General features: G+C 72.9%; 21 protein-coding genes. 2 read left to right on the forward strand and 19 right to left on the reverse strand.

Annotated features, from left to right (window positions below):
* Positions 1-19: 19 nt before the first annotated feature.
* From ACQEVU_RS25635 to ACQEVU_RS25720, 18 genes are all read right to left on the reverse strand, one after another.
* Positions 20-442: a hypothetical protein gene (locus tag ACQEVU_RS25635; RefSeq protein ID WP_433327716.1), complete on the reverse strand. Its 423-nt coding sequence runs from the start codon at positions 440-442 to the stop codon at positions 20-22.
* Positions 443-604: 162 nt separating this feature from the next.
* Positions 605-1,219 carry a GNAT family N-acetyltransferase gene (locus tag ACQEVU_RS25640; protein WP_433327718.1) on the reverse strand — a complete coding sequence of 205 codons (615 nt, stop codon included), beginning with the start codon at positions 1,217-1,219 and terminating at the stop codon, positions 605-607.
* Between the two features lie 58 nt (positions 1,220-1,277).
* Positions 1,278-1,835 (reverse strand): hypothetical protein, encoded by a 558-nt coding sequence (locus tag ACQEVU_RS25645; protein WP_433327720.1) that lies wholly within the window; start codon positions 1,833-1,835, stop codon positions 1,278-1,280.
* A gap of 65 nt (positions 1,836-1,900) precedes the next feature.
* On the reverse strand, positions 1,901-2,530 hold the full coding sequence (locus ACQEVU_RS25650) for a uridine kinase (protein WP_433327722.1): 630 nt from the start codon (positions 2,528-2,530) through the stop codon (positions 1,901-1,903).
* Entirely contained in the window at positions 2,527-3,036 is a 510-nt protein-coding gene (locus tag ACQEVU_RS25655) for an FxsA family protein (protein ID WP_433327724.1), read from the reverse strand. The genes ACQEVU_RS25650 and ACQEVU_RS25655 overlap by 4 nt, the downstream gene beginning before the upstream one ends.
* A 72-nt stretch (positions 3,037-3,108) precedes the next feature.
* Positions 3,109-3,879, reverse strand: coding sequence for a polyprenol monophosphomannose synthase (locus tag ACQEVU_RS25660; RefSeq protein ID WP_433327726.1), 771 nt, complete (start codon positions 3,877-3,879; stop codon positions 3,109-3,111).
* A complete protein-coding gene (gene lnt / locus ACQEVU_RS25665; protein WP_433335072.1) occupies positions 3,876-5,417 on the reverse strand; it encodes an apolipoprotein N-acyltransferase in 1,542 nt (513 codons plus the stop codon). Before lnt ends, ACQEVU_RS25660 begins: the two co-directional genes overlap by 4 nt.
* Before the next feature lie 638 nt (positions 5,418-6,055).
* Entirely contained in the window at positions 6,056-7,258 is a 1,203-nt protein-coding gene (locus ACQEVU_RS25670; RefSeq protein WP_433327728.1) for a glutamate mutase L, read from the reverse strand.
* Positions 7,255-7,626 carry a hotdog domain-containing protein gene (locus ACQEVU_RS25675; protein ID WP_433327730.1) on the reverse strand — a complete coding sequence of 124 codons (372 nt, stop codon included), beginning with the start codon at positions 7,624-7,626 and terminating at the stop codon, positions 7,255-7,257. Before ACQEVU_RS25675 ends, ACQEVU_RS25670 begins: the two co-directional genes overlap by 4 nt.
* Positions 7,623-8,360 carry an OAM dimerization domain-containing protein gene (locus ACQEVU_RS25680; protein WP_433327732.1) on the reverse strand — a complete coding sequence of 246 codons (738 nt, stop codon included), beginning with the start codon at positions 8,358-8,360 and terminating at the stop codon, positions 7,623-7,625. Before ACQEVU_RS25680 ends, ACQEVU_RS25675 begins: the two co-directional genes overlap by 4 nt.
* Positions 8,357-9,916, reverse strand: coding sequence for a lysine 5,6-aminomutase subunit alpha TIM-barrel domain-containing protein (locus ACQEVU_RS25685; RefSeq protein WP_433327734.1), 1,560 nt, complete (start codon positions 9,914-9,916; stop codon positions 8,357-8,359). The genes ACQEVU_RS25680 and ACQEVU_RS25685 overlap by 4 nt, the downstream gene beginning before the upstream one ends.
* 17 nt (positions 9,917-9,933) lie before the next feature.
* Entirely contained in the window at positions 9,934-11,436 is a 1,503-nt protein-coding gene (locus ACQEVU_RS25690; protein WP_433327736.1) for an amidohydrolase, read from the reverse strand.
* Positions 11,433-12,470: an L-erythro-3,5-diaminohexanoate dehydrogenase gene (locus ACQEVU_RS25695; protein WP_433327738.1), complete on the reverse strand. Its 1,038-nt coding sequence runs from the start codon at positions 12,468-12,470 to the stop codon at positions 11,433-11,435. The genes ACQEVU_RS25690 and ACQEVU_RS25695 overlap by 4 nt, the downstream gene beginning before the upstream one ends.
* A 75-nt stretch (positions 12,471-12,545) precedes the next feature.
* A complete protein-coding gene (locus ACQEVU_RS25700; RefSeq protein WP_433327740.1) occupies positions 12,546-13,127 on the reverse strand; it encodes a GTP-binding protein in 582 nt (193 codons plus the stop codon).
* Positions 13,108-13,494 carry a DUF742 domain-containing protein gene (locus ACQEVU_RS25705; RefSeq protein WP_433335074.1) on the reverse strand — a complete coding sequence of 129 codons (387 nt, stop codon included), beginning with the start codon at positions 13,492-13,494 and terminating at the stop codon, positions 13,108-13,110. The genes ACQEVU_RS25700 and ACQEVU_RS25705 overlap by 20 nt, the downstream gene beginning before the upstream one ends.
* 140 nt (positions 13,495-13,634) lie before the next feature.
* Positions 13,635-14,036 (reverse strand): roadblock/LC7 domain-containing protein, encoded by a 402-nt coding sequence (locus tag ACQEVU_RS25710; protein ID WP_433327742.1) that lies wholly within the window; start codon positions 14,034-14,036, stop codon positions 13,635-13,637.
* Positions 14,033-15,109 (reverse strand): sensor histidine kinase, encoded by a 1,077-nt coding sequence (locus tag ACQEVU_RS25715; RefSeq protein WP_433335076.1) that lies wholly within the window; start codon positions 15,107-15,109, stop codon positions 14,033-14,035. The genes ACQEVU_RS25710 and ACQEVU_RS25715 overlap by 4 nt, the downstream gene beginning before the upstream one ends.
* On the reverse strand, positions 15,015-15,971 hold the full coding sequence (locus tag ACQEVU_RS25720; protein WP_433327744.1) for a nitrate- and nitrite sensing domain-containing protein: 957 nt from the start codon (positions 15,969-15,971) through the stop codon (positions 15,015-15,017). The genes ACQEVU_RS25715 and ACQEVU_RS25720 overlap by 95 nt, the downstream gene beginning before the upstream one ends.
* A gap of 198 nt (positions 15,972-16,169) precedes the next feature.
* Between ACQEVU_RS25720 and ACQEVU_RS25725 the strand changes: the two genes are divergently transcribed.
* Together ACQEVU_RS25725 and ACQEVU_RS25730 are read left to right on the forward strand one after the other, a co-directional pair.
* Positions 16,170-17,504 (forward strand): KamA family radical SAM protein, encoded by a 1,335-nt coding sequence (locus ACQEVU_RS25725; RefSeq protein WP_433327746.1) that lies wholly within the window; start codon positions 16,170-16,172, stop codon positions 17,502-17,504.
* A complete protein-coding gene (locus tag ACQEVU_RS25730) occupies positions 17,505-17,915 on the forward strand; it encodes a hypothetical protein (RefSeq protein WP_433327748.1) in 411 nt (136 codons plus the stop codon). It begins immediately after the preceding gene.
* Positions 17,916-18,417: 502 nt separating this feature from the next.
* Here the strand turns inward: ACQEVU_RS25730 and ACQEVU_RS25735 are convergent.
* On the reverse strand, positions 18,418-19,944 hold the full coding sequence (locus ACQEVU_RS25735; RefSeq protein ID WP_433327750.1) for a PQQ-binding-like beta-propeller repeat protein: 1,527 nt from the start codon (positions 19,942-19,944) through the stop codon (positions 18,418-18,420).
* Between the last annotated feature and the right edge of the window lie 495 nt (positions 19,945-20,439).

The raw sequence follows: 20,439 nt of genomic DNA on the forward strand, positions 1-20,439 counted from the left end.
GTGGCGGCTGGCGACTCGGCTAGCGGTGGCCGCGGTGGCCGTTGTCGTGGGCGACCAGCAGCCAGCCCTTCTTCGGGTTGAAGGCCGGGACGCAGACGCCCCAGTCGTACTGGCCGGTGTGCTCGCCCCACCAGTTGTGGATCTCGCAGCTCTTCTTGTTCTTGTAGTAGCCGGCGATCCAGCTGCGGTCGTGGTTCTTGCCGCCGCGGCCGTCCCACTTGCCGTCGTTGCCGCCGTGCCACTTCGGGTCGCCCTTGCCGTTGCCCTTCGGGTCGCCCTTGGGGCTGCCCTTCGGGTCGGGCTTCGGGTTGTTCTGGGCGACGGTGGTCTTGCCGTCCTGGGTGGTGGCGGCGGCGGAGGCGGCCGTGGCCGTCATGCCGAAGACCGCGCCGGCGGTCAGGGTCATGGCGCCCAGCGCCAGGATTCGTTGTGTGTTGCGCATCTTGACTCCCCCATCATGTCGTGATGACGCGATTACACTATGTAGCGAAAGGCCATAAATGTCGCAAAAAGCCTCGTCCTTTCAGCCAGATGCTGCAGGACATGCGGCCAGGGGGTACCGCCGGAGCGCGTGGCTCGTTATAGGCGAAATGTCCGATTGTGGCTACTTGACGGGGCGGACCAGGACCGTGCCGCCGGTGGTGAACGGCTCACGGTCGGTGGCGATGAAGCCGCAGCGCAGATAGGCGCTCATCGCGGGCGTGTTGCCGCGGGCGACCTCGAGTTCGACGGTGTCGTGGCCGTGGTCGCGGGCCCAGCCGACGACGGCGTCGATGAGCAGTGCGGCGACGCCGCGGCCGCGGGCGACGGGGGCGACCCACATGCTGATCAGGTGCGTGGTGCGCGGCTCGGCGGCCGCGACCCACGTCCCGGCGATCCCCAGCGGCTCACCGGACGCCGGAGCGAACCCAGACGCAGAGCCGGCACCGAGCCCGGGCGCAGAGCCGGCACCGAGCCCGGGCGCAGAGCCGGCACCGAGCCCGGGCGCAGAGCCGAAACCGAAGCCGGGCGCGGAGGCGTCACCCAAGCCAGGCGCAGTGGCGTCGGAGAAGGCGGTGAAGAACGCGCCGCCGGGCGGCCAGGTCCGCCAGTCGGTTTCGCTGCGATGCGACTCGCGCGCATACGTGCTGGCGAACGCGTCCGGGCTGTCTTTGAGGGCCGCGAGCCGCAGCTCGCGTTTGAGCTGCCACTCGTCGGGGCTGAGCGGGCGTACCTCCACGGCAGAACCTTCCCAATTCGCCCGGCCCGGGGCAAGTGGGAATCGGCGCGGAGGGGGGTCAGGTGACGGCGCGGGACGTGTCCAGCTGCTGCAGCAGCGGGCCGACCAGGTCGGACAGGTCGCGGACGAGGACGGTGACGGCCCGTTCCGCGGACGCGGCGACGTCCTCGGGTGACGCGGTCGGTTCCGGGGCGGCGGGCAGGCCGTCCAGCGGCAGGGGCGCCTCGACGAGGAGGGTGGCCCGCAGGTGCGGGTTGCGGCTGACGTCGCGGTCGGTGGGCTGGACGAACTGGCCGAACAGCTCGGGCCAGCCGCGCCAGCCGCGGTCGCGCCACCAGGCGCGGGTCGAGGTGAGCTCGGCGGGCAGGGACGAGACGAGCTCGACGCGGGCGGTGAGGCCGCCGTCGAAGGGGTTGCGGGTGCAGGCGGCGCTCAGGACGCGGCGGTGCCAGCGGACGTAGCCGGGGTCGAGGGCGGGCGGGGTGGCGAGGGTCCAGGCGGTGCAGGCGAACTCGACGGGGGCGATGTCGCCGAGGGCGTCGGCGAAGGCGTGCTGGGCGGCGAGGACGAGCGCGTGGTAGCGGTCGTGGTCGCGGTCCAGCCAGAACGTCTTCACCACTCCGACCCTAGCCCGCGCGCCGGTGTTTGCCCGCCCCGTCCGCGTACAGCCGAAACCGCTGTTCAGAGGCTTGTGACGAGGGCTGGGTGGCGGGGGTCGTCGGCGCGGACGACGACGTCGGCCTGGTATTCGGGCATGACCTCGTCGCGGTAGCGGGCGTACGCGGGCAGGGTCCAGGCGAGGTCGGGGGGCAGGCGCCGGGTGAGGGCGGCGTCGCTTTGCATCAGGTGTACGGCAACGTCGAAGTCGAGGCCGGCGCCGAGCAGGAACGTGCCGGAGACCACAACGACGGCGTGGGCGGGCAGGGTGACGTAGGCGGCGCGGGTGGCCCGGTCGGTGGCGGGGTCCCACAGTGACGGCAGGACCCGCCCGGTGCCGCCGGGCCCGGCCGGGCCGAGCACTTCGCGGGTGAGGGCGCGCAGGTCGAGCCAGTCCTCGTAGTAGGCGTCGGGGTTGGTCCGGCCCCGTTCGAGGCGCAGCGACGCGGCGCGCAGGAACCCGCCGGCGGGGATGTGCAGCACGGGTGTGCCGAGGCCGGCGACCGCGTCGGTGACGGCGGCGGCGAGGTCGGCGGTCCCGGCGGTCGGGGCGCCGTCGACGGCGACGCGGGCCGGGTGGGGGCCGGCGGCGGCCGCGGCGCGGGCGGCGAGGTCGGCGGCGAGGGCGGCGACGGTGACCGGGGAGGCCTTCACCGCTGCCGGGGGTGGGGGTCGATGATCTCGCCCTCGACGACCTCGCCGAGGTCGGCGGAGGTGGTCGCGGCGGGTGTGGCCGGGGGCCGTTCGGCGCGCACGACGCGGGGGCCGAACAGGTCGCCGGCGGCGGCCGGGGAGATGCGCCGTTCGGCGACGCGGCGGACCTGCCGGCCGGTCAGGGCCCGCACGGGCGGCAGGAGCAGCAGCAGCCCGGCGGCGCCGGTGATGAAGCCGGGGACGATGAGCAGCAGGGCGCCGAGCAGGCCGGTGAGGCCGTCGGACACCTCGCCGCCGGCGGGGCGGCCCTCGGTGACGGCGGCGCGGAAGCGGCGCCAGGCGCGGACGCCTTCGCGCTTGATGAGCAGGCCGCCGACGGCCATGAGGGCGAGGCCGGCGAGGATCGCCCAGGACCAGCCGATCGCGTGGGCGACGACGATGAACACGGTGATCTCGGCGATGATGAGCAGGAACGCGCCGACGGTCGCCCAGCCGAGCCGTGCCATGGGGTCAACCCTCCAACCCGGATATCACCGGAAAGTGCGAAAGATCCAGCGTACGCGGGCGGCGCAAACGGCTCAGGTGCGCGCCGGGCCGTTGCCCGCGACGGCGCGTTTCAGCGCGGTCCACCGGGCCGAGGTGCCCCACACCGTCACCTTCCACAATGCCTCGCGGACGATGCCGGAGCTCATTTTCGACTGGCCGCGTTCGCGTTCGGTGAACGTGATCGGCACCTCGACGACGCGGAACCCGTCGCTGTGGGCGCGCCAGGCGAGGTCGACCTGGAAGCAGTAGCCGTGCGACGCGATCGTGTCGAGGTCCATCTTGCCCAGGACCGGGGTGCGGTACGCCCGGTAGCCGCCGGTCGCGTCGCGCAGCGGCATGCCGAGGGCGAGCCGCACGTACATGTTGCCGATGCGGGAGATCGCCTGCCGGTGCGCGGGCCAGTTGACGGTCGTGCCGCCGGTGACGTAGCGGGAGCCGAGCACGACGTCGGCGTCGGCGAGGGCGTCGAGCAGCCGCGGCAGTTCCTCGGGGGCGTGGGAGCCGTCGGCGTCCATTTCCACGACGGCGTCGTAGCCGCGTTCGCCGCCCCAGCCGAACCCGGCGATGTAGGCGGCGCCGAGGCCCTGTTTCCCGGCCCGGTGCAGCACGTGCACGTGCGGGTCGGCGGCGGCGAGTTCGTCGGCGATCGTACCGGTGCCGTCGGGGCTGTTGTCGTCGGCGATGAGCACGTCGACGCCGGGGGTGGCGCGGCGGACCCGTTCGACGATGACGCGGACGTTGTCGGCCTCGTTGTAGGTGGGGATGATGACGAGGACCCGCCCGACCCCGGGGTATTCGCTCACGCATCCTCCTGCAGGTCGCGGCGGCGCCGCTGCCACGCGACGGCGCCGATCGCCGCCAGCGCCAGCGCCACGATCACGTACTCGGGGACGGCGCCGAGCCTTGTCGCAAGCGTACGTCGGTTGGACAGGTGCAGCTCGGCGAGGATGACGGCGGGGGTGTTGAACCCGGTTTCGCCGCTGGTGGCGCCGGTGGCGTCGGCGAACGCGGAGATCCCGACGGTGGAGGCCATGAGCGCGTCACGGCCGTGTTCGACGGCCCGCAGCCGCACCATCGCCAGCTGCTGGCGGGCTTCGGACTCGTCGAAGGTGGCGTTGTTGGTCTGCACGGCGATGAGCTGCCCGCCGCCGGTGACGGTGTCGCGGACGAGCCCGTCGTAGGCGACCTCGAAGCAGATGACGTCGCCGACGGTGGCCGGCCCGACGGGCAGGATGCCGGGGCGGGTGCCGGCCGTCATGTCCGAGACCCGGTCGACCTCCTTGGACACGATCCGGGCGATGCCGCGCAGCGGGATCCGTTCGGCGAACGGCACCGGATGCCGTTTCACATATTGCGGTACGGCGTCGCCGGTGTCGCGTCCGGGGTTGAACACCAGGCCGGCGTTCTCGACGCCGGTTTCCGGGCTGTACAGCACGGCGCCGACGAGGATGGGGGCGCCGATGGCGTCGGCGGCGCGGTCGATGAGGATGCCGGCGTCGAGGTTGCGCAGCGGGTCGATGTCGCTGGAGTTCTCCGGCCATACGACGAGGTCGGGGCGGCGGGCGGTGCCGGCGTTGACCCGGTCGGCGAGGGCGAGGGTGGCGTTGACGTGGTTGTCGAGGACGGCGCGGCGCTGTTCGTTGAAGTCCAGGCCGAGGCGGGGGACGTTGCCCTGCACGACGGCGACGTACACGGCCTTCCCCGACGGCTTCGTCAGCGGCACGGCCTGGGCGGCGCCGAACACGGCGACGGCGGCGGCGACGGCGGCGAGGGGGGCGATGACGCGGCGGGTGTCGTTGCCGGCGCCGGCGCCGCGCAGCACGGCGTACCCGGCGAGGCCGCCGATGAGCGTGACGGCGAACGTGAGCAGGGGCGCGCCGCCGGCGGCGGCGAGGCGCAGCAGCGGCGACGTGTCCTGGCTGAACGCGATGCGGCCCCACGGGAACCCGCCGAACGGTGTGCGGTCCCGCAGCGCCTCCTGCGCCGTCCACAGGGCGGCGACGGCGCCGGGCCACCAGATGCCGCGGCCGCGGTCCAGCAGCGGCGACACGAACGCGGTGGCGGCGCCGAGCAGCCCGAGGTAGACGGCTTCCATCGCGGACAGCAGCAGCCACGGCACCATGCCGGTGTGCAGGTTCGTCCATGACAGCAGCGGCGTGAAGAACAGCGCCCCGGCGAGGACGCCGAGCCCGAACCCGGCGCGTATCCGCCGCCGGTGGGTGGCGATCGCCAGCAGCGCGACGGCGGCGGGCGCGGCCCACCACAGCCCGTACGGCGGGAACGCGACGAGCATGGCGCCGCCGGCGACGGCGGCGGCGAGGATGGCGGCCCAGGCCGGCAGCGGCGGCCCGGGCGGTGCGGCGGGTGGCTGGTCGTCGGGGGTTGCGGTGGTGGGCTGTTCCTCGACCAACGTCACTGCGCCATCCCGGGGGTGATCCGACGGTTCCTCACGTTGCGGCGCCAATTATGACCTGGTCGGGGGCCACAACTGAAATGGGGGCGCGACCGAAGTCGCGCCCCGCGCTCCCAGGCCCGTGTCCGGCCGGTGCGGCAGTGACGTTCGTGCGCGGCCTTCGTTCCGGCACGCAACAGCCTGGCTGGCCGTGGCGTGTCGTTGTCTACTGGTCGCGTGATCCCCCCTGGCCTGCCACCGGTGGATGCCCGGTCCACGGCCCCCGCCGACCCCCGCCGCCTGAGCTTGGGGCGCCCCGTCGGTTGACGTCGGGCGTCCGGCCAGCCGGCAGTGGGGAGTAGCGAACCGCGGTCATCCTTCCCGAAGTAGGACGCCAAAGAAGGTACGCGTTCGCGCCCCGTCGATGTCAACCGGTGCGTGGCATGTAATTCGCCACGGCGGCGTGTCGCGTCCGCGTGTCGGCCGGTGTTCACCCGCACGTATCGGCCCGCCCACCGTCCGTGCCGAAACGGTGGTGACGTTGCGTGACGGCCATGCGGCCTCCGCCGGGAGTTCACCCGCCGGTCTCACCCGAGCCGTGCACACAGGTGAGCGGCCGCCGCCGGGTGCTCACCGGCGAGGAGCCCGGCCGCGGCGAGGACGTAGGCGGTGTCGACGCCGGCGCGGGGGTTGCGCGGCAGCGCCCACCCCCCGGCGTGGTCACCCAGGACCCGGTGGAGGGCGGCGGTCGCCGCGGCCGGTTCAGCATGGCGGAACACGCCGCCGGACGCCACGACCGACACGACGTGCCGCAGGTCGCGTCCCGCTCTGGTGTGCCGCCGCACCGCGACCGTCGCCGCCGCCGCGGCCAGCCCGAGCGGCCCGTCGCCGACCCCGACGCGTTCCCGGCCGGCGGCGGCGGTGATGCCGGGCACGTTCCAGCGCACCCCGAGGTCACCTTCGACGGTCCGCGCCTGCCACGACACCCCGGCGACGGCGTCGGGTGCGCGCTCGCGGGGCTGCAGCGCGCTGTACACGTCGGTGGTGGCCCCGCCGACGTCGACGACGAGCAGGTCACCGTCGAGGCGCCGGGCGAGGACCCCGACGCCGGTGAGGACGGCGTCGGGGGTGGCGGCGGTGACGAGCCGCGCGAACCGGGGCCCGCGGGAGAGCCGTTTCCCGCCGATGACGTGCCGGATGAACAGGTCCCGGATCGCGGCGCGGGCCGGGCCGGGTTCGGTGACGCCGATGCGGGGCAGCACGTTGCCGGCGGCGACGACCGGCAGCCGCCGCGACTGCAGCAGCTCCACGATCCCGGCGGTCGTCTCGTTGTTGCCGGCCACGACGACCGGGACCCGCCACCGGGCCGCGGCGAGCCGCCGGGCGTTGTGCACGATGGTGCCGCTGTCGCCGCCGTCGGTGCCGCCGGCGAGCAGGACCACGTCGGGCCGGGCGGCCCGCACCTGCGCCAGCTGCGCGACGCTGAGCGGCCCGGCGGCGACGTGCACGACCCGCGCCCCCGCGGACAGGGCGACGCGGTGGGCGGCGTCGGCGGAGACGAGCTGCTCGTAGCCGATGACGGCCAGGCGCAGCCCGCCACCGGCGGAGGAGCAGCAGTACACCTCCTGCACCGGCCCGCACCCGCCGAGCAGCGCGTCGACGCCGTCGAGGACGTCCGTGGCGAGGGTCGTGGGGTGGGTGGCGGTGCTGACCAGGTCGCCGGTGTCGACGTCGACGACGGCGAGTTTCGTGTCGGTGGAGCCGACGTCGACGCAGGCGACGCGGGTCACGGCACCACGACGGTCCCGGTCGCCGACACCGCCAGCAGCGGCGGGTCCAGCACCGACGCCGCGGACGCGCCCCGGCCCGGGTCGGCGCGGCACGTGACGTGGCAGGTGAACCCTACGGTCCGGGACCGGTTCCCGCGCCCGGTCAGCACCGCGGTGACCTCGACGACGTCGCCGGCGCGGACGGGGGCGTGGAACGCGACGGTGGCGTACCCGGCGAAGAGGCCCTCGTCGCCGTCGGTGCGGATGCACAGCTCGGTCGCGGCGTCACCGAACAGGGCCAGGGCGTAGGCGCCGTCGACGAGGTTCCCGCCGTAGTGGGCGTGGGCGTAGGGCACGTAGCGGCGGTGCACGACGGTCGTGCCGATCATCGGTGGCCTCCGGCGATGGCGTGGGCGAGGTACGAGGCGACCTCGCGGGGGGTGGTGCCGCGGCCGAAGATCCGGTCGACGCCGAGCTCGCCGGCCATCAGCTCGTCGAAGCGGGGCCCGCCGACGACGAGCAGCGGCCGGCGGGCCGGCGGGAACGCCTCCCGGAACGCCGCGGACATGGCGCGGGTGTTGTGCAGGTGCGCGTCGCGCTGCGTGACGACCTGGGAGACGAGGACCGCGTCGGCTTTCTCCTCGGTGGCGGCGGCGACGAGGTCGGCGACCGCGACCTGCGCGCCGAGGTTCACGACCCGCAGCTCCCGGTAGTACTCGAGGCCTTTCTCCCCGGCGATGCCTTTGACGTTCAGGATCGCGTCGATGCCGACGGTGTGGGCGTCGGTGCCGATGCAGGCGCCGACGACGACGAGCTTGCGCCGCAGCCGGCCGCGGACGGCGGCGTTGACGTCCTTCGGTGACAGCAGCGGGTAGTCGCGTTCGGCGACGACGACCTTCGCCGGTTCGACGAGGTGGTTGACGCGGCCGTAGACGACGAAGAACGTGTGGGCGTCGCCGATCGGGCGGGCGTGCACGACCATGGCGGGGTCGACGCCCATCTTCCCGGCCAGTTGCACCGCCGCCCCCTCGGCCCGTTTCCCGGCCGGCAGCGGCAGCGTGAACGACACCTGGACCATGCCGTCGCCGGTCGTGTCCCCGTACGGCCGCACCACCTCGCTCATGCCCGCGCCCCCTGTTCCAGCAGCACCTCGGCCGGGTTGTGGTAGCGCTCCTCGCGTTTCCAGACCCCGTCCAGGCCCCGGCCCCGGTCGGCGGGGCGGCGCATGATCCCGAACGTGCCGTCGGCGATCGCCTCGAGGAGCCCGTCGTCGACGATGCGCTCGAGCAGCTCGACCGCTTCCCGCAGTACCGTCGCCGCCCGGTCTTTGATGAACGAGCCGGGCGTGAAGTCCTCGTGGAGGTTCCCCGCCGCCCGCAGCACGTACTGCACGTTCTGCAGGGCGATGTCCCGGTCCGACAGCCACGGCGTGACGACCGCCTCCGTCATCATCCCGACCAGCAGGATCCCCTGGCCGGTGAGGGCCCCGGCGAGGTTGAAGAACCCGTCGAGGAGGTTGCCGCGGAACACGTCGCCGGTCATGTGCCGCGTCGGCGGCATCCATTTCAGCGGCGCCCCGGGGAACAGTTCCCGGGCCAGCAGGGCGTGGGCGAGCTCGAGCCGGAACGACTCCGGCCGGTCCGGGTTGATCTCGAACGCGTGCCCGAGCCCCAGCTGCCACGTCTGCAGCCCCGCTTCGGTGGCGAAGTACTCGTTGAGCAGCTGCGACACGGTGACGGTGTGCGCGGCGTCGACGGCGTCGGCGGTGGTGAGGTAGTTGTCCTCACCGGTGTTGATGATGATCCCGGCGCGGGCGTGGATCTGCCGGGAGAACCGCTGGTCGACGAACGTGCGGATCGGGTTGATGTCGCGGAACAGGATCCCGTACATGGAGTCGTTGAGCATCATGTCGAGCCGCTCGAGCCCGGCGAGGGCGGCGATCTCCGGCATGCACAGCCCCGACGCGTAGTTCGTCAGCCGCACGTACCGGCCGACCTCCTTCGACGTGACGTCGAGCGCGGCCCGCATGAGCCGGAAGTTCTCCTGCGTCGCGTACGTGCCCGCGAACCCTTCCCGGGTCGCGCCCTCGGGGACGTAGTCCAGCAGCGACTGGCCGGTGGAGCGGATGACGGCGATGACGTCGGCGCCGGCCCGGGCCGCGGCCTGCGCCTGCGGGATGTCCTCGTAGATGTCGCCGGTGGCGACGATCAGGTAGATCCACGGCCGCTGCGCCGGGTCGCCGTGCCGGGCGATGAGCCGGTCCCGTTCCCGCCGCCGCTGGTCGATGCGGGCCAGGCCGCGCCGCACCGCCGCCGTCGCCGCCCGCCGGGCCCGCCCGTCACGTCCCGGATGTGGTACGTCGAAATGGACGCTGCCCGCGGCGGCCTTCTGCGCCAGCAGGGTCAGGTCGGCGTGCCCGTCGCGCAGCAGCGCCTCGTAGACGGGGACGGCGACGCCGTAGCCGAGGCCGATGTCGGCGGCGACGGCGTCGACGAGCCGGTTGACCCACGGGATCCCGTCCGGGTCGGCGCCGGTGATGCCGGCCAGGCGCAGCGTGGCCCGTTCCACGGCGACGGTGGTGTGCGTCTTCGCCAGGTCGACGACCGGTTTCCCGGCCGCGGCGGCCAGCCGCCGGGCCCGGGCCACGGTCCTGGCATCCAGGCCGAGTTTCCCGCTCACCGCCGCCCCCTTTCGTGTCAGGTGGTGTGGATGGTGTCGCCGCGCAGCACCGTCATCCGGGCCGCGGGGCTGGTGTCGCCGTGCAGGACGGCACCGAGGTCGGCGGTGGTGTCCCACACCGCGAACGTCGCCGTCCCGCCGGGGTTGAGGACCCCTTCGTCGTCGACGCCGGCGGCCCGCCAGCCGCCGCGGGTGTGCGCCGCGAACGCCGCCTTGGCGCCGATCGACTGCACCGGGTTGTGGTGGCGCATCGCCGCCCGGCAGCTCCCCCACGGGTCCAGCGGCGTGACCGGGCTGTCCGACCCGAACGCGAGCGTCACCCCGACCCCCGCCAGGGACCCGAACGGGTTCGCCGCCAGCGACCTGGCCACCCCGAGACGCTGCGCATACATGCCGTGCTCGCCGCCCCACAGCCGGTCGAACGCCGGCTGGACCGACGCGACGATGCCGTACTCGACGAACCGGGCGATCGCCGCCTTGTCCAGCAGCTCGGCGTGTTCGATGCGGTGCCGCCCGGCCCGGATCGCCTCGACCCCGACGACCGCGGCGGCGCCGGCGAACCCGGCAAGGACGGTGCCGATCGCCTCGTCGCCGATGGCGTGGAAGCCGCCCTGCACCCGGTGCCGGGCGCAGCCGACGAGATGCTCGGTGACCTGCTCGGCGGTGAGGTAGCCGTGGCCGCAGGAGCCGGGTTCGTCGCGGTAGCCGTCACGCAGGTGCGCGGTGCGGGCGCCGAGGGCCCCGTCGGCATACAGGTCCCCGGCGGCGCCGTGCGCGCCGAGCTCCTTCGCCTTCGCCGCGGCGCCGGCCTCACCCCACAACCCGATGACGAGCGGGTATCCGGGGCCGTGGGACAGGGCCGTGGTGAAGTCGGCCTCCCCGGACGTGCCGGGGCCGCCGCACTCGTGGACGCAGGCGATGCCGAGCGCGGCGGCGTGGCGCAGCGCCGCCCGCTGCGCGTCGCCGATCTGCGCCGCGGTGATCGACGCGTACGCGGCCTCCCGCACGACGTGGTGGGCGTCGCGGCGCAGCCAGCCGCCGTCGTCGTAGCCGGCCGCGGCCCGCGCCGGCTCCGTCAGCAGGGCCGTGGACACGAGCGCGGCGTGCACGCAGGTCCGGGACAGGTACACGGGCCGGCCGCCGCCGGCCCGGTCCAGCTGCGCGGCGCTCGGGGTGGCCTGGTCGGCCCACCCGGACTCGTCCCAGCCGTGGCCGATGACGACGGCGTCGGCGGGCAGCGTCGCGGCGTGGGCGGCGACGGCGGCCAGGACCTCGCCGCCGCTGCGGGTGCCGGCGAGGTCGAGGCCGGTGCGGGTGAGCCCGGTCGCGGTGGTGTGCACGTGCGCGTCGACGAACGCCGGGGTGACGAGGGCACCGTCGAGGTCGACGACCCGGTCCGCGCCGGCCGGGGCGTCGGCGTCGGGGCCGAGCCAGGCGATGCGGTCACCGTCGGCGAGCAGCGCGGTCGCGGAGGGATCGGCCGGGGTGTGGACGCGGCCACCGCGGTACAGGGTTCTCATGTCGCCCAGTCTGCCAATCGCGGTTCCAGGCGCGCCTGCAGCAGCCGCCGGACGGCACTGTCGGATCGCAGCAGCCCGAGGGCGTACTCGGCGTGGCCGGGCACGTACCCGTTGCCGATGAGCATCGTCACGTCCGCGGCGAGCCCTTCGGCGCCGAGCGCCGCGGCCGGGAACGACGTGGCCATGGAGAAGAACACGACGGTCCCGCCGGGCGCGGTGGCCAGAATCGCGGCGTGCTCGCAGCCGGGCACGTCGACACACACCACGGTCAGGTCCGCGGGCCCGCCTACGGCGTCGAGGGCGGCGGCGAGGCCGACGGCGTCGCGGGCGTCGGCGACGACGACGTGCTCGGCCAGCCCGGTCCCCGCCAGGCGGGCCCGTTCGGTGTCGTCGCGCACGACCCCGACCCGCACCGTGCCCTTCGCCGCGGCGAGGGCGAGGCTGCCGGACTTCCCGGCGGCGCCGAGGACCGCGACCCGGGCCGCCGGCCGTTCCCGCAGGCAGCGGGCCACGAGCGCCGGGGCGCCGCACACGTCGAGGACGGCGAGGGCGAGCTGCGGGTCGACGTCGCCGGGCAGCACGGCGGCGATGGACCGGGCGAACAGGATGGCGTGCCCGTCGCACGGCACCTGCTCACCGAGGCCGTCCCAGTCCTTGAGCCCGTCGGTGACGGCGAGGGGCGTGAGGGTGAGGGAGACGAGGGTCGCGACCCGGTCCCCGGCCCGCAGGCCGAGCGGCGAGTCCGGGCCGGCCTCCTCGACGACGCCGATGAGCATCCCGCCGGACCCGGTGACCGGGTTGTGCATCTTCCCGCGGCTTTCGATGATGCCCATGACGGCGGCGCGGATCCGCTCACCGTCGCCGTGGTGGGCGTCGGCGAGCTGCCGGTAGCTGGCCGCGTCGAGGTTGAGCCGCTGCACCCGGATGCGGACCTCGTCCGCGGCGATCGCCGGGGACGGGTCGAGGCGAAGCGCCGCCTGGGGCAGCACCCCGGCGGGTTCAACGACACGATGCAACCCGATCGGCGAACTCATTTCCCGCACCACTCCAAGTGTGCCGAAGATTTTCCGGCACACTAACGCGATCACAGGATATTTTTCAAGCGCTGGCTAGGGGGTACGCGCACCCGACAACGTCAGCACATGCCCCACCAGACCGATCAGCACCGCCTTCGACGACTCCCGGTCCCGCGCATCACACAACATCAACGGCACATGCCCATCCAGATCCAGCGCCTCCCGCACCTCCGCCTCCGAATACGACACCGCATCGTCGAAACAGTTCACCGCCACCACGAACGGCGTACCCCGCCGCTCGAAGTAGTCGATCGACGGGAAGCAGTCCGCCAGCCGCCGCGTATCCGCCAGCACCACCGCACCCAGCGCACCCAGCGCCAGCTCGTCCCACAGAAACCAGAACCGGTCCTGCCCCGGCGTCCCGAACAGGTACAGCACAACCTCCGACCCGATCGTGATCCGCCCGAAATCCATCGCCACCGTCGTCGTCGACTTCCGCTCCACCCCCGTCAGATCATCGGTGCCGATCCCGGCCTCCGTCAGCGACTCCTCCGTCTGCAACGGCCGGATCTCACTCACCGCCCCCACAAGGGTCGTCTTACCCGCACCGAACCCACCCGCGACCAGAATCTTGACCGCCGTCGGCACAGCCCGCTCAGAGCGCCCGGAGTCCATTGATCACCGCCCTCAACACGCCCTCACTCGGCAACCCGCCCGCCGCCGGCGGCTCGAACAGCTCGATCAGCCCCTGCCCCAGCAGGTCACCCAGCAGCACCCGCACCACACCCAGCGCAAGATCCAGACGCGACGCCAGCTCCGCCACCGCCAACGGCTCCCGCGCACAGGCCAGCATCGCCCGATGCTCCGGCTGCAGCCCGTACCCGGCCTCGGCCACCGCCGCCCGGTTCGCCACCACCATCGCCACCACGTCGAACCTGTCCGACGCCGGCACCACCCGGCCACCCGTCATCGCATACGGCCGCACCACCGGACCCGCGTCACGGTCCACCCACGCATAGTCCGTCCACGGCTGCGCCCGCAGGTCCTCCCGCGGCGGCTCCGGCCACGAATACACCGGCTGCGGCGGCGGCTCCGGCTCGTACCCCGCCGGCACATACTCGAAGCTGCCCGGCTCAAACCCGTCCCAGTGCGGCGACGCGGCATGCCGGCCCGGCGGATCCGTCACTGCCCACGCGCCGACGTCGACAGGTTCTGCCCGACCCGCTGCACCAACATCGCCATCTCATAGGCGATCAACCCGATGTCCGCATCCGCATCCGCCAGGACCGCCAGGCACGCACCCCGGCCCGCCGCCGTCACGAACAGAAACGCCGACTCCATCTCGATGATCGTCTGCCGCACCGGCCCGCCCCCGAAATGCCGCCCCGCACCCCGCGCCAGGCTCTGAAACCCGGCCGCGACCGCCGACAGATGCTCCGCATCCTCCTGCGACAACCCCTTCGACGCGCCCATCATCAGCCCGTCCACCGACAACACCACCGACCGCTGCACCGACGGCACCCGATCCACCAGGTCGTCGAGCAGCCAGTTCAGGCCACTGTTGTTCCCCTGCGCCGACGTCATCGCGAAACCCCGTCCGTGTCGCTACCCGCACCCTCACCGGACCGCGACGCGTGCCGGCCCCGCGCCGTACCCGCCTGGAACGACGACATCATCCGCCGCAACTGCTCCGGCGACCGCGTCGCCGCCGGCAGATCCACCTCCTCTGGGTCGATCACCACCGTCTGATCCGTCTGCAGCTGCGGCGCCAGGCTCTGCTGCCGCACCCGCTTCGGCAACCCACCCTGCGTCGCCGGATCCGCCACCTCCGCCGGCTCCCGCCCCGGCCGCGGCACCGCCCGCGCCACCGGCTCAGGCTGCGGCGGCGGCCCGGGCTCCGGCACCACCGACAACGCCGGCCGCGCCGCCGGCTCCTTCGCCACCACCGCCACCTCATGCGTGCCACGCAGGCCCTGCCCCGCCCCCACCGGCAACGCCGCCGACTGCGCCACCACCAGCTCCATCGGCAGCAACACCACCGCCGTCACACCCCCATACGGCGACGGCCGCAGCATCACCCGCACCCGGTGCCGCGCCGCCAGCTGCGCCACCACGAACAGCCCCAGCTGCGCACTGCTGGCCGGGTCGAACTCCGGCGGCTGCGCCAGCCGCCGATTCGCCGCCTCGATCGCCTCCGCCGCCATCCCCAGCCCGCGATCCTCAACCTCCACCACGAACCCGTTCGGCACCGACTGCCCCGTCACCTGCACCCGGGTGTGCGGCGGCGAATACGCCGTCGCGTTCTCCAGGAGCTCGGCCAGCAGATGGATCACGTCACCGACCGCCCGGCCCACCACCGCACCCTCACCGACCGGCAGCACCTGCACCCGCGCATAGTCCTCAACCTCCGACACCGCACCCCGCACCACGTCGATCACCGGCACCGGGTTACGCCACCCCCGCCCCGGCGTCGCACCCGCAAGAATCACCAGATCCTCCGCGTGACGGCGCATCCGCGTCGCCAGATGATCGACCCGGAACAGGTCCGCCAGGTCGTCCGGCTCACTCGTACGCCGCTCCATGCCGTCCAGCAGCGACAGCTGCCGGTGCAGCAGCGTCTGGCTGCGCCGCGCAATGTTCAGGAACACCTCGTTCATCCCCTGCCGCACCGACGCCTCCTCGACCGCCGACGCGACCGCCGTGCGCTGCACCGAGTTGAACGCCTCCGCCACCTGCCCGATCTCGTCCGCGCCCAGCCGCAACGGCGGCGCCTCCGCCGCCACGTCCACCGCCGCACCCCGGCGCAGCTTCGCCACCACCGACGGCAACCGCCGCTCCGCCAGCTCCTGCGCCCAGGATCAGCCGCGACTGCCCGACCAGCGTCGCGATCTGCGCATAGTCCTCGACCGTGTAGTCGCCCTCCGTGGTGAAGTCACCGACCAGCGTGTCCTCCTCCGCCAGCAGCTCACGCGCCAGCGACAGCACGAACACCCCGCGGGCCTCCTGCTCCACCGCCGCATCCCGGTGCGTCGACGCCGCCTGGAACACCCCGTACGTGACGTTCACAATCTGGTTGAACCCGTTACGGGCAACGTCGGGCTCACCGCCGGCATCGGCCGCCGACCGGATCGCCGCCACCCCGGCCAGGGCCCGGTTCGCCTGGTCCAGCGCCAGCAGCAGCTCATCCGACGACGCCGACCTCGCCGGCCCGCTCGACGACAGCCGCTGGAACGCCGCGACCGCCTCGTCGGTCTTCTTCCGCGCCTCCAGCATCACCCCCTGCCCGCTCGTACGCCCCGAGGCCAGAAAGGCGCCGGTGAGCTGCCGCTCGGACTGCAGCGCCGTCACCATCGCCTCGGCCGGCTCACCGACCCGGTCGGCGATCGTCGACGCGCCGCGCAGGTCGAGCGCGGACGGCAGCGTGATACTCACCGCGAACAGCCACAACGCCACGAGCATGACCAGCGGAACGGCCATCATCGCGGTGATCTTGGCGCGGACGGACCAGCGTCGTTTCATCGGACCTCGGTTGCGCAACGGGTGCGGGCAGGGTGCCCCGCCACGCTATGTGCGCGATCTTGCGCCGCCCGTCCGCCCACCGGCCGCCGAATCCCGCCCAACCAGGCGACAGACAGTAAACCTTCCGCCTCAGGGATCGCACAACGGAAGATTTCCCGCTACGCTGCCGATAAGACGGAAAAACTCAGGGAGCGCATCGTGCAGCCATACGTCTACGAGCGCCACGCGCTCACCGAACCCGACTGGCGACGCTTCCCCGGCTGGGCCGACGTCACCCGCGACCAATGGGAATCCGCCCAATGGCAACGCGCCCACTGCGTCAAGAACATCGCCCAGCTCCGCGCCGTCCTCGGCGACCTCGTCACCGACACCTTCTACGACGACCTCGCCGCCGACCAGGCCCACCACGCCACCATGTCGATGCTCATCCCCCCACAGATGATCAACACCATGGTCCCCGGCGCCGCCCCCACCGACGACACCCTGCGCGCCGACCCCATCCGCCGCTACATGCTCCCCGTCGCCGGCGACCGCCTCACCGAATGGCCCTCCCACCCCTACGCCACCCGCGACTCACTCCACGAACACGACATGTGGGTCGCCGAAGGCCTCACCCACCGCTACCCCACCAAAGTCCTCGCCGAGCTCCTCTCCACCTGCCCCCAGTACTGCGGCCACTGCACCCGCATGGACCTCGTCGGCAACAACACCCCCACCGTCACCAAACTCAAGCTCGTCAGCAAACCCGCCGACCGCCACGAAGCCATGCTCACCTACCTGCGCGCCCACCCCGGCGTCCGCGACGTCGTCGTCTCCGGCGGCGACGTCGCCAACCTCCCCTGGCACCAGCTCGAGTCATTCCTCATGCAGCTGCTCGCCATCGACACCATCCGCGACATCCGCCTCGCCACCAAAGCCCTCATGGGCCTCCCCCAGCACTGGCTGCAGCCCACCGTCGTCGAAGGCCTCGAACGCGTCGCCCGCACCGCCGCCCGCCGCGGCGTCAACCTCGCCATCCACACCCACGTCAACCACGCCCAATCCCTCACCCCCCTCGTCGCCAAGGCCGCCCACACCGCCCTCGAAGTCGGCGTCCGCGACGTACGCAACCAGGGCGTCCTCATGCGCGGCGTCAACGCCACCGCAGAAGCCCTCCTCGACCTCTGCTTCGCACTCCAGGGCGAGGCCGGCATCCTCCCCTACTACTTCTACATGTGCGACATGATCCCCAACGCCGAACACTGGCGCGTCCCCGTCTGGCAGGCCCAGCAACTCCAGCACGACATCATGGGCTACCTGCCCGGCTACGCCACCCCCCGCATCGTCTGCGACGTCCCCTACGTCGGCAAACGCTGGGTCCACATGGTCACCGAATACGACCGCGAACGCGGCATCAGCTACTGGACCAAGAACTACCGCACCAGCATCGAAGACGACGACACCCAGCTCGACCGCACCTACCCCTACTACGACCCCATCGACACCTTGCCCAAAACCGGCGCCGACTGGTGGCGGAAAGAGCACGCTGAGTAGGTGCGCCGCACCATCATCCGCCTGCTCGGCCTCTCCATCGCCGCCGCGGCGCTCATCCTGTACGTCAACTGGGCCGGCGACCGCGACGCCGCCCGCTTCGACCCCGCCGCCCACCTGCACTGCAACGGCGGCACCCGCATCGCCGGCGCCCAGGCCACGGCCGCTCCCACCACCCGCGAGACCCGCACCCCGGACCAGCTCGCCGCCGCCTGGGCCGACGCCCGCGCGCCCGGCCTCACCGCCGGGCAGCGCCGCCTCTTCGACTCCGGCGACCGCGTCGACATCGGCTTCGACCGCCAGGCCCGGACCGTCGCCGTGCTGACCTTCCGCACCGACCGGACCGCCGGCTGGTACCTCGACGCCGTCGTCGCCTGCCAGGCCCAGCCATCCCCCGCTCCCACCTCGACGTAGCCGTCGAGCGCGGGCCGGAAAACGAAAATCTGCCGCGCAGCGGCTTGAATGCTCTTTGCAGACGTGGCGAAGCCACGTCCTCTATGGCGTCCTAGGATGCTAGGACAGGACCTTCGAGCACGAGCCGGCCGCCGCCGGACAGCGACTCGGCCCGCCTCGGGGCTCGGGGGCCGCGCGGCCGATGGAGGGTGCCGGGCCCGGCCCCGCCTCGAGCCGTGTTGGCCCGCCGAATTCGCCTGCTGGCGATCCGTCCTGCTCGCGCTCGGCTGCCAAGCGCCGGGTCGCCGAACGCATATGCCGCGACACGCCCGCCTGGTCGTGGCCGGCCGCGTCGCCGGTCGGACAACCAACGCCCTCGGCCAGTGCGGTGAGCACAACGCCCTAGGCGAGCCGTGCCTGACTCCCGCGCTACCAAAGGCCGGTCGCTTGCAGCTGCCGGGCCGTGGGAGCGTGAGCTGCCTTGACGACGGCCACCGCGCCTCTGGCGTCCTAGGAAGCTAGGTTAGGAGACCGTGAGGGCGTGGATGGCGCCGGCCCGCGTGCCGAAGTACAGGCCGCCCCTCCAGACCGCGGGGGTCGACTCGATGCAGCCGCCGATCTTGACCTCCCACAGCAGCCGAGGGTCCGCGTGGGTGTTCGCCACGTCGTACGCGTGCATCGTGCCGGCGCAGTCGCCGACGAACAGCGTGTCGTCGACGACCACCGGGGACTGCCACGTCTCGCCGCCGGGCAGGTGGAAGCGCCACCGGACCTCGCCGGTCGCGCGGTCGATGCCGAGCACGTCGCCGCCCGTCGTGTCGTAGACCGCGATGTCCTTGTACAGCGCCGGCGTACCCCAGATCCCGGCGGGCTTCGAACCCTGGTCCTTCACCGACCACACGACCGGGTTGTCCGGCTTCGTCGGGTCCAGTTTCAGCATCTGGCCGACCGCCCGCGAGCGGGCGTTGCCGGTCTCGAACTCCGACCCGACGTACAGGAAGCCCTCCTGGTCCACGACGATCGACGCGTCGGTGTCGTCGCCGGTCCAGAACCGCAGCGTCCGCGTCGGCGCCCGGCCCTGCTTGAGGCCCGACAGATCCCAGCCCTGGACCAGGCCGGCGGAGTTGGCGAAGTACACCGTGTCCTTGTAGACGGCGACCGAGTTCTCGATCGACATGGCGGTGCTGCCGAAGTCCTTGAGCAGCTGGTCGTCCCAGCTGGGCGTGTGGAACACCAGCTGCGGGTTGACCGTCACCTTGCCGTCCGGGCCGTAGCCGCGGTTGAGCTTCACGATGTGGAACTGGCTGTTCTCCCCGCCCTCGAGCAGGTAGTCGTCGATGACGAGGGCCGAGCCGTCCCAGTCGTCGTTCCACATCGTCGGCTTCACCGCGTCGGCCGAGAGCTTCCACAGCTCCGTCGGGTTGCCGCGGTCCAGGGCGATGACCCGGAAGTAGTTGTCGCGGGAGCCGGAGTACAGCAGCGGGAACCCGTCGGGGTCGACCGTGACGCTGCCCTTGATGATGTCGCCGGTCTTGAAGTCGGGCATGATGCGCTGCCCGGTCGGCGCGTCGAGGAAGTGCAGGCTGCGGTCGTACGCGCCGAACACGACCCAGGTGCGGCCCCCGCGCTCGAAGACGGCGGGCTGGCCGGTCCAGCCGTTGCCGCACCACTCCGACGTCTTGCCCTTGTCCGTCGACATCGAGCACAGGCCGCCGTCGGCCGGGAACTGCCACTTGTGCACCGGGGTCGTGCGCGGCACCGGGCCCTGGCCGTAGTACGTGCGGGTCGGGTTGCCACGGAACGTCAGCAGGCCCTCGACCTTGGTGCCGTACGGCTTGCCGACCAGCGCCGGGTCGGACCAGCCGGCGAACGGCGGCGCCGCGGCCGGGGACGACGGCGGGCCGGCGACGGCCGCGGTGGACTTCGCCCCGGCGGGCGGCTGCGGCTTGCCGTCGGCGTTGCGCAGCGCGTACGCGGTCGTCGCGATGCCGCCGACGATGAGCACCAGCAGCCCCGCGATGAACACCCGGAACAGAACCACACGTGGCATTGGCACAGTATGGGGTCGATGCCGGGGTCCGGGTTCCTCCATTCGGCGGTACAGCAACCGAGAACTATGCGATTTTCCCGGAGTGCCGCGGTAATCCGTGTCGGTGAGCCGCGGGCCGGCCCATGTGAAGCCCTCGGTGGCGAAGGCCTTCACGACCGGGTCACCCATCAGCATCATCCCCGGGCAGCCCCGCCTGTCTGTCCAGATAGGACGCCCCGGCCGGCGGCGGCACGGCGCCCGGGCACGACCGGTCGAAGTCCATATAGGACACCTGCACCAGGTCGTCCGGGCCTGCCGGGCAGCCAGGAGACGCCCGGCATCGCGCGGCCATTTTTGCCGGATTTGTGCCGGATCTGGCGATCATGCGGTGGATACTGGGCATCGTGCCGCCACGACCACCCAGCCGCTCCTCGCCGAGCCGGCGACCCCGGGCGCGACGACGGCGGCGCTGACCGCGCACGCGCCGGCCGGGGACGGGTGAGCGGCCGCGCGGCG

It is taken from the genome of Dactylosporangium sp. CA-139066 (assembly GCF_050936175.1).
Classification (GTDB): domain Bacteria; phylum Actinomycetota; class Actinomycetes; order Mycobacteriales; family Micromonosporaceae; genus Dactylosporangium.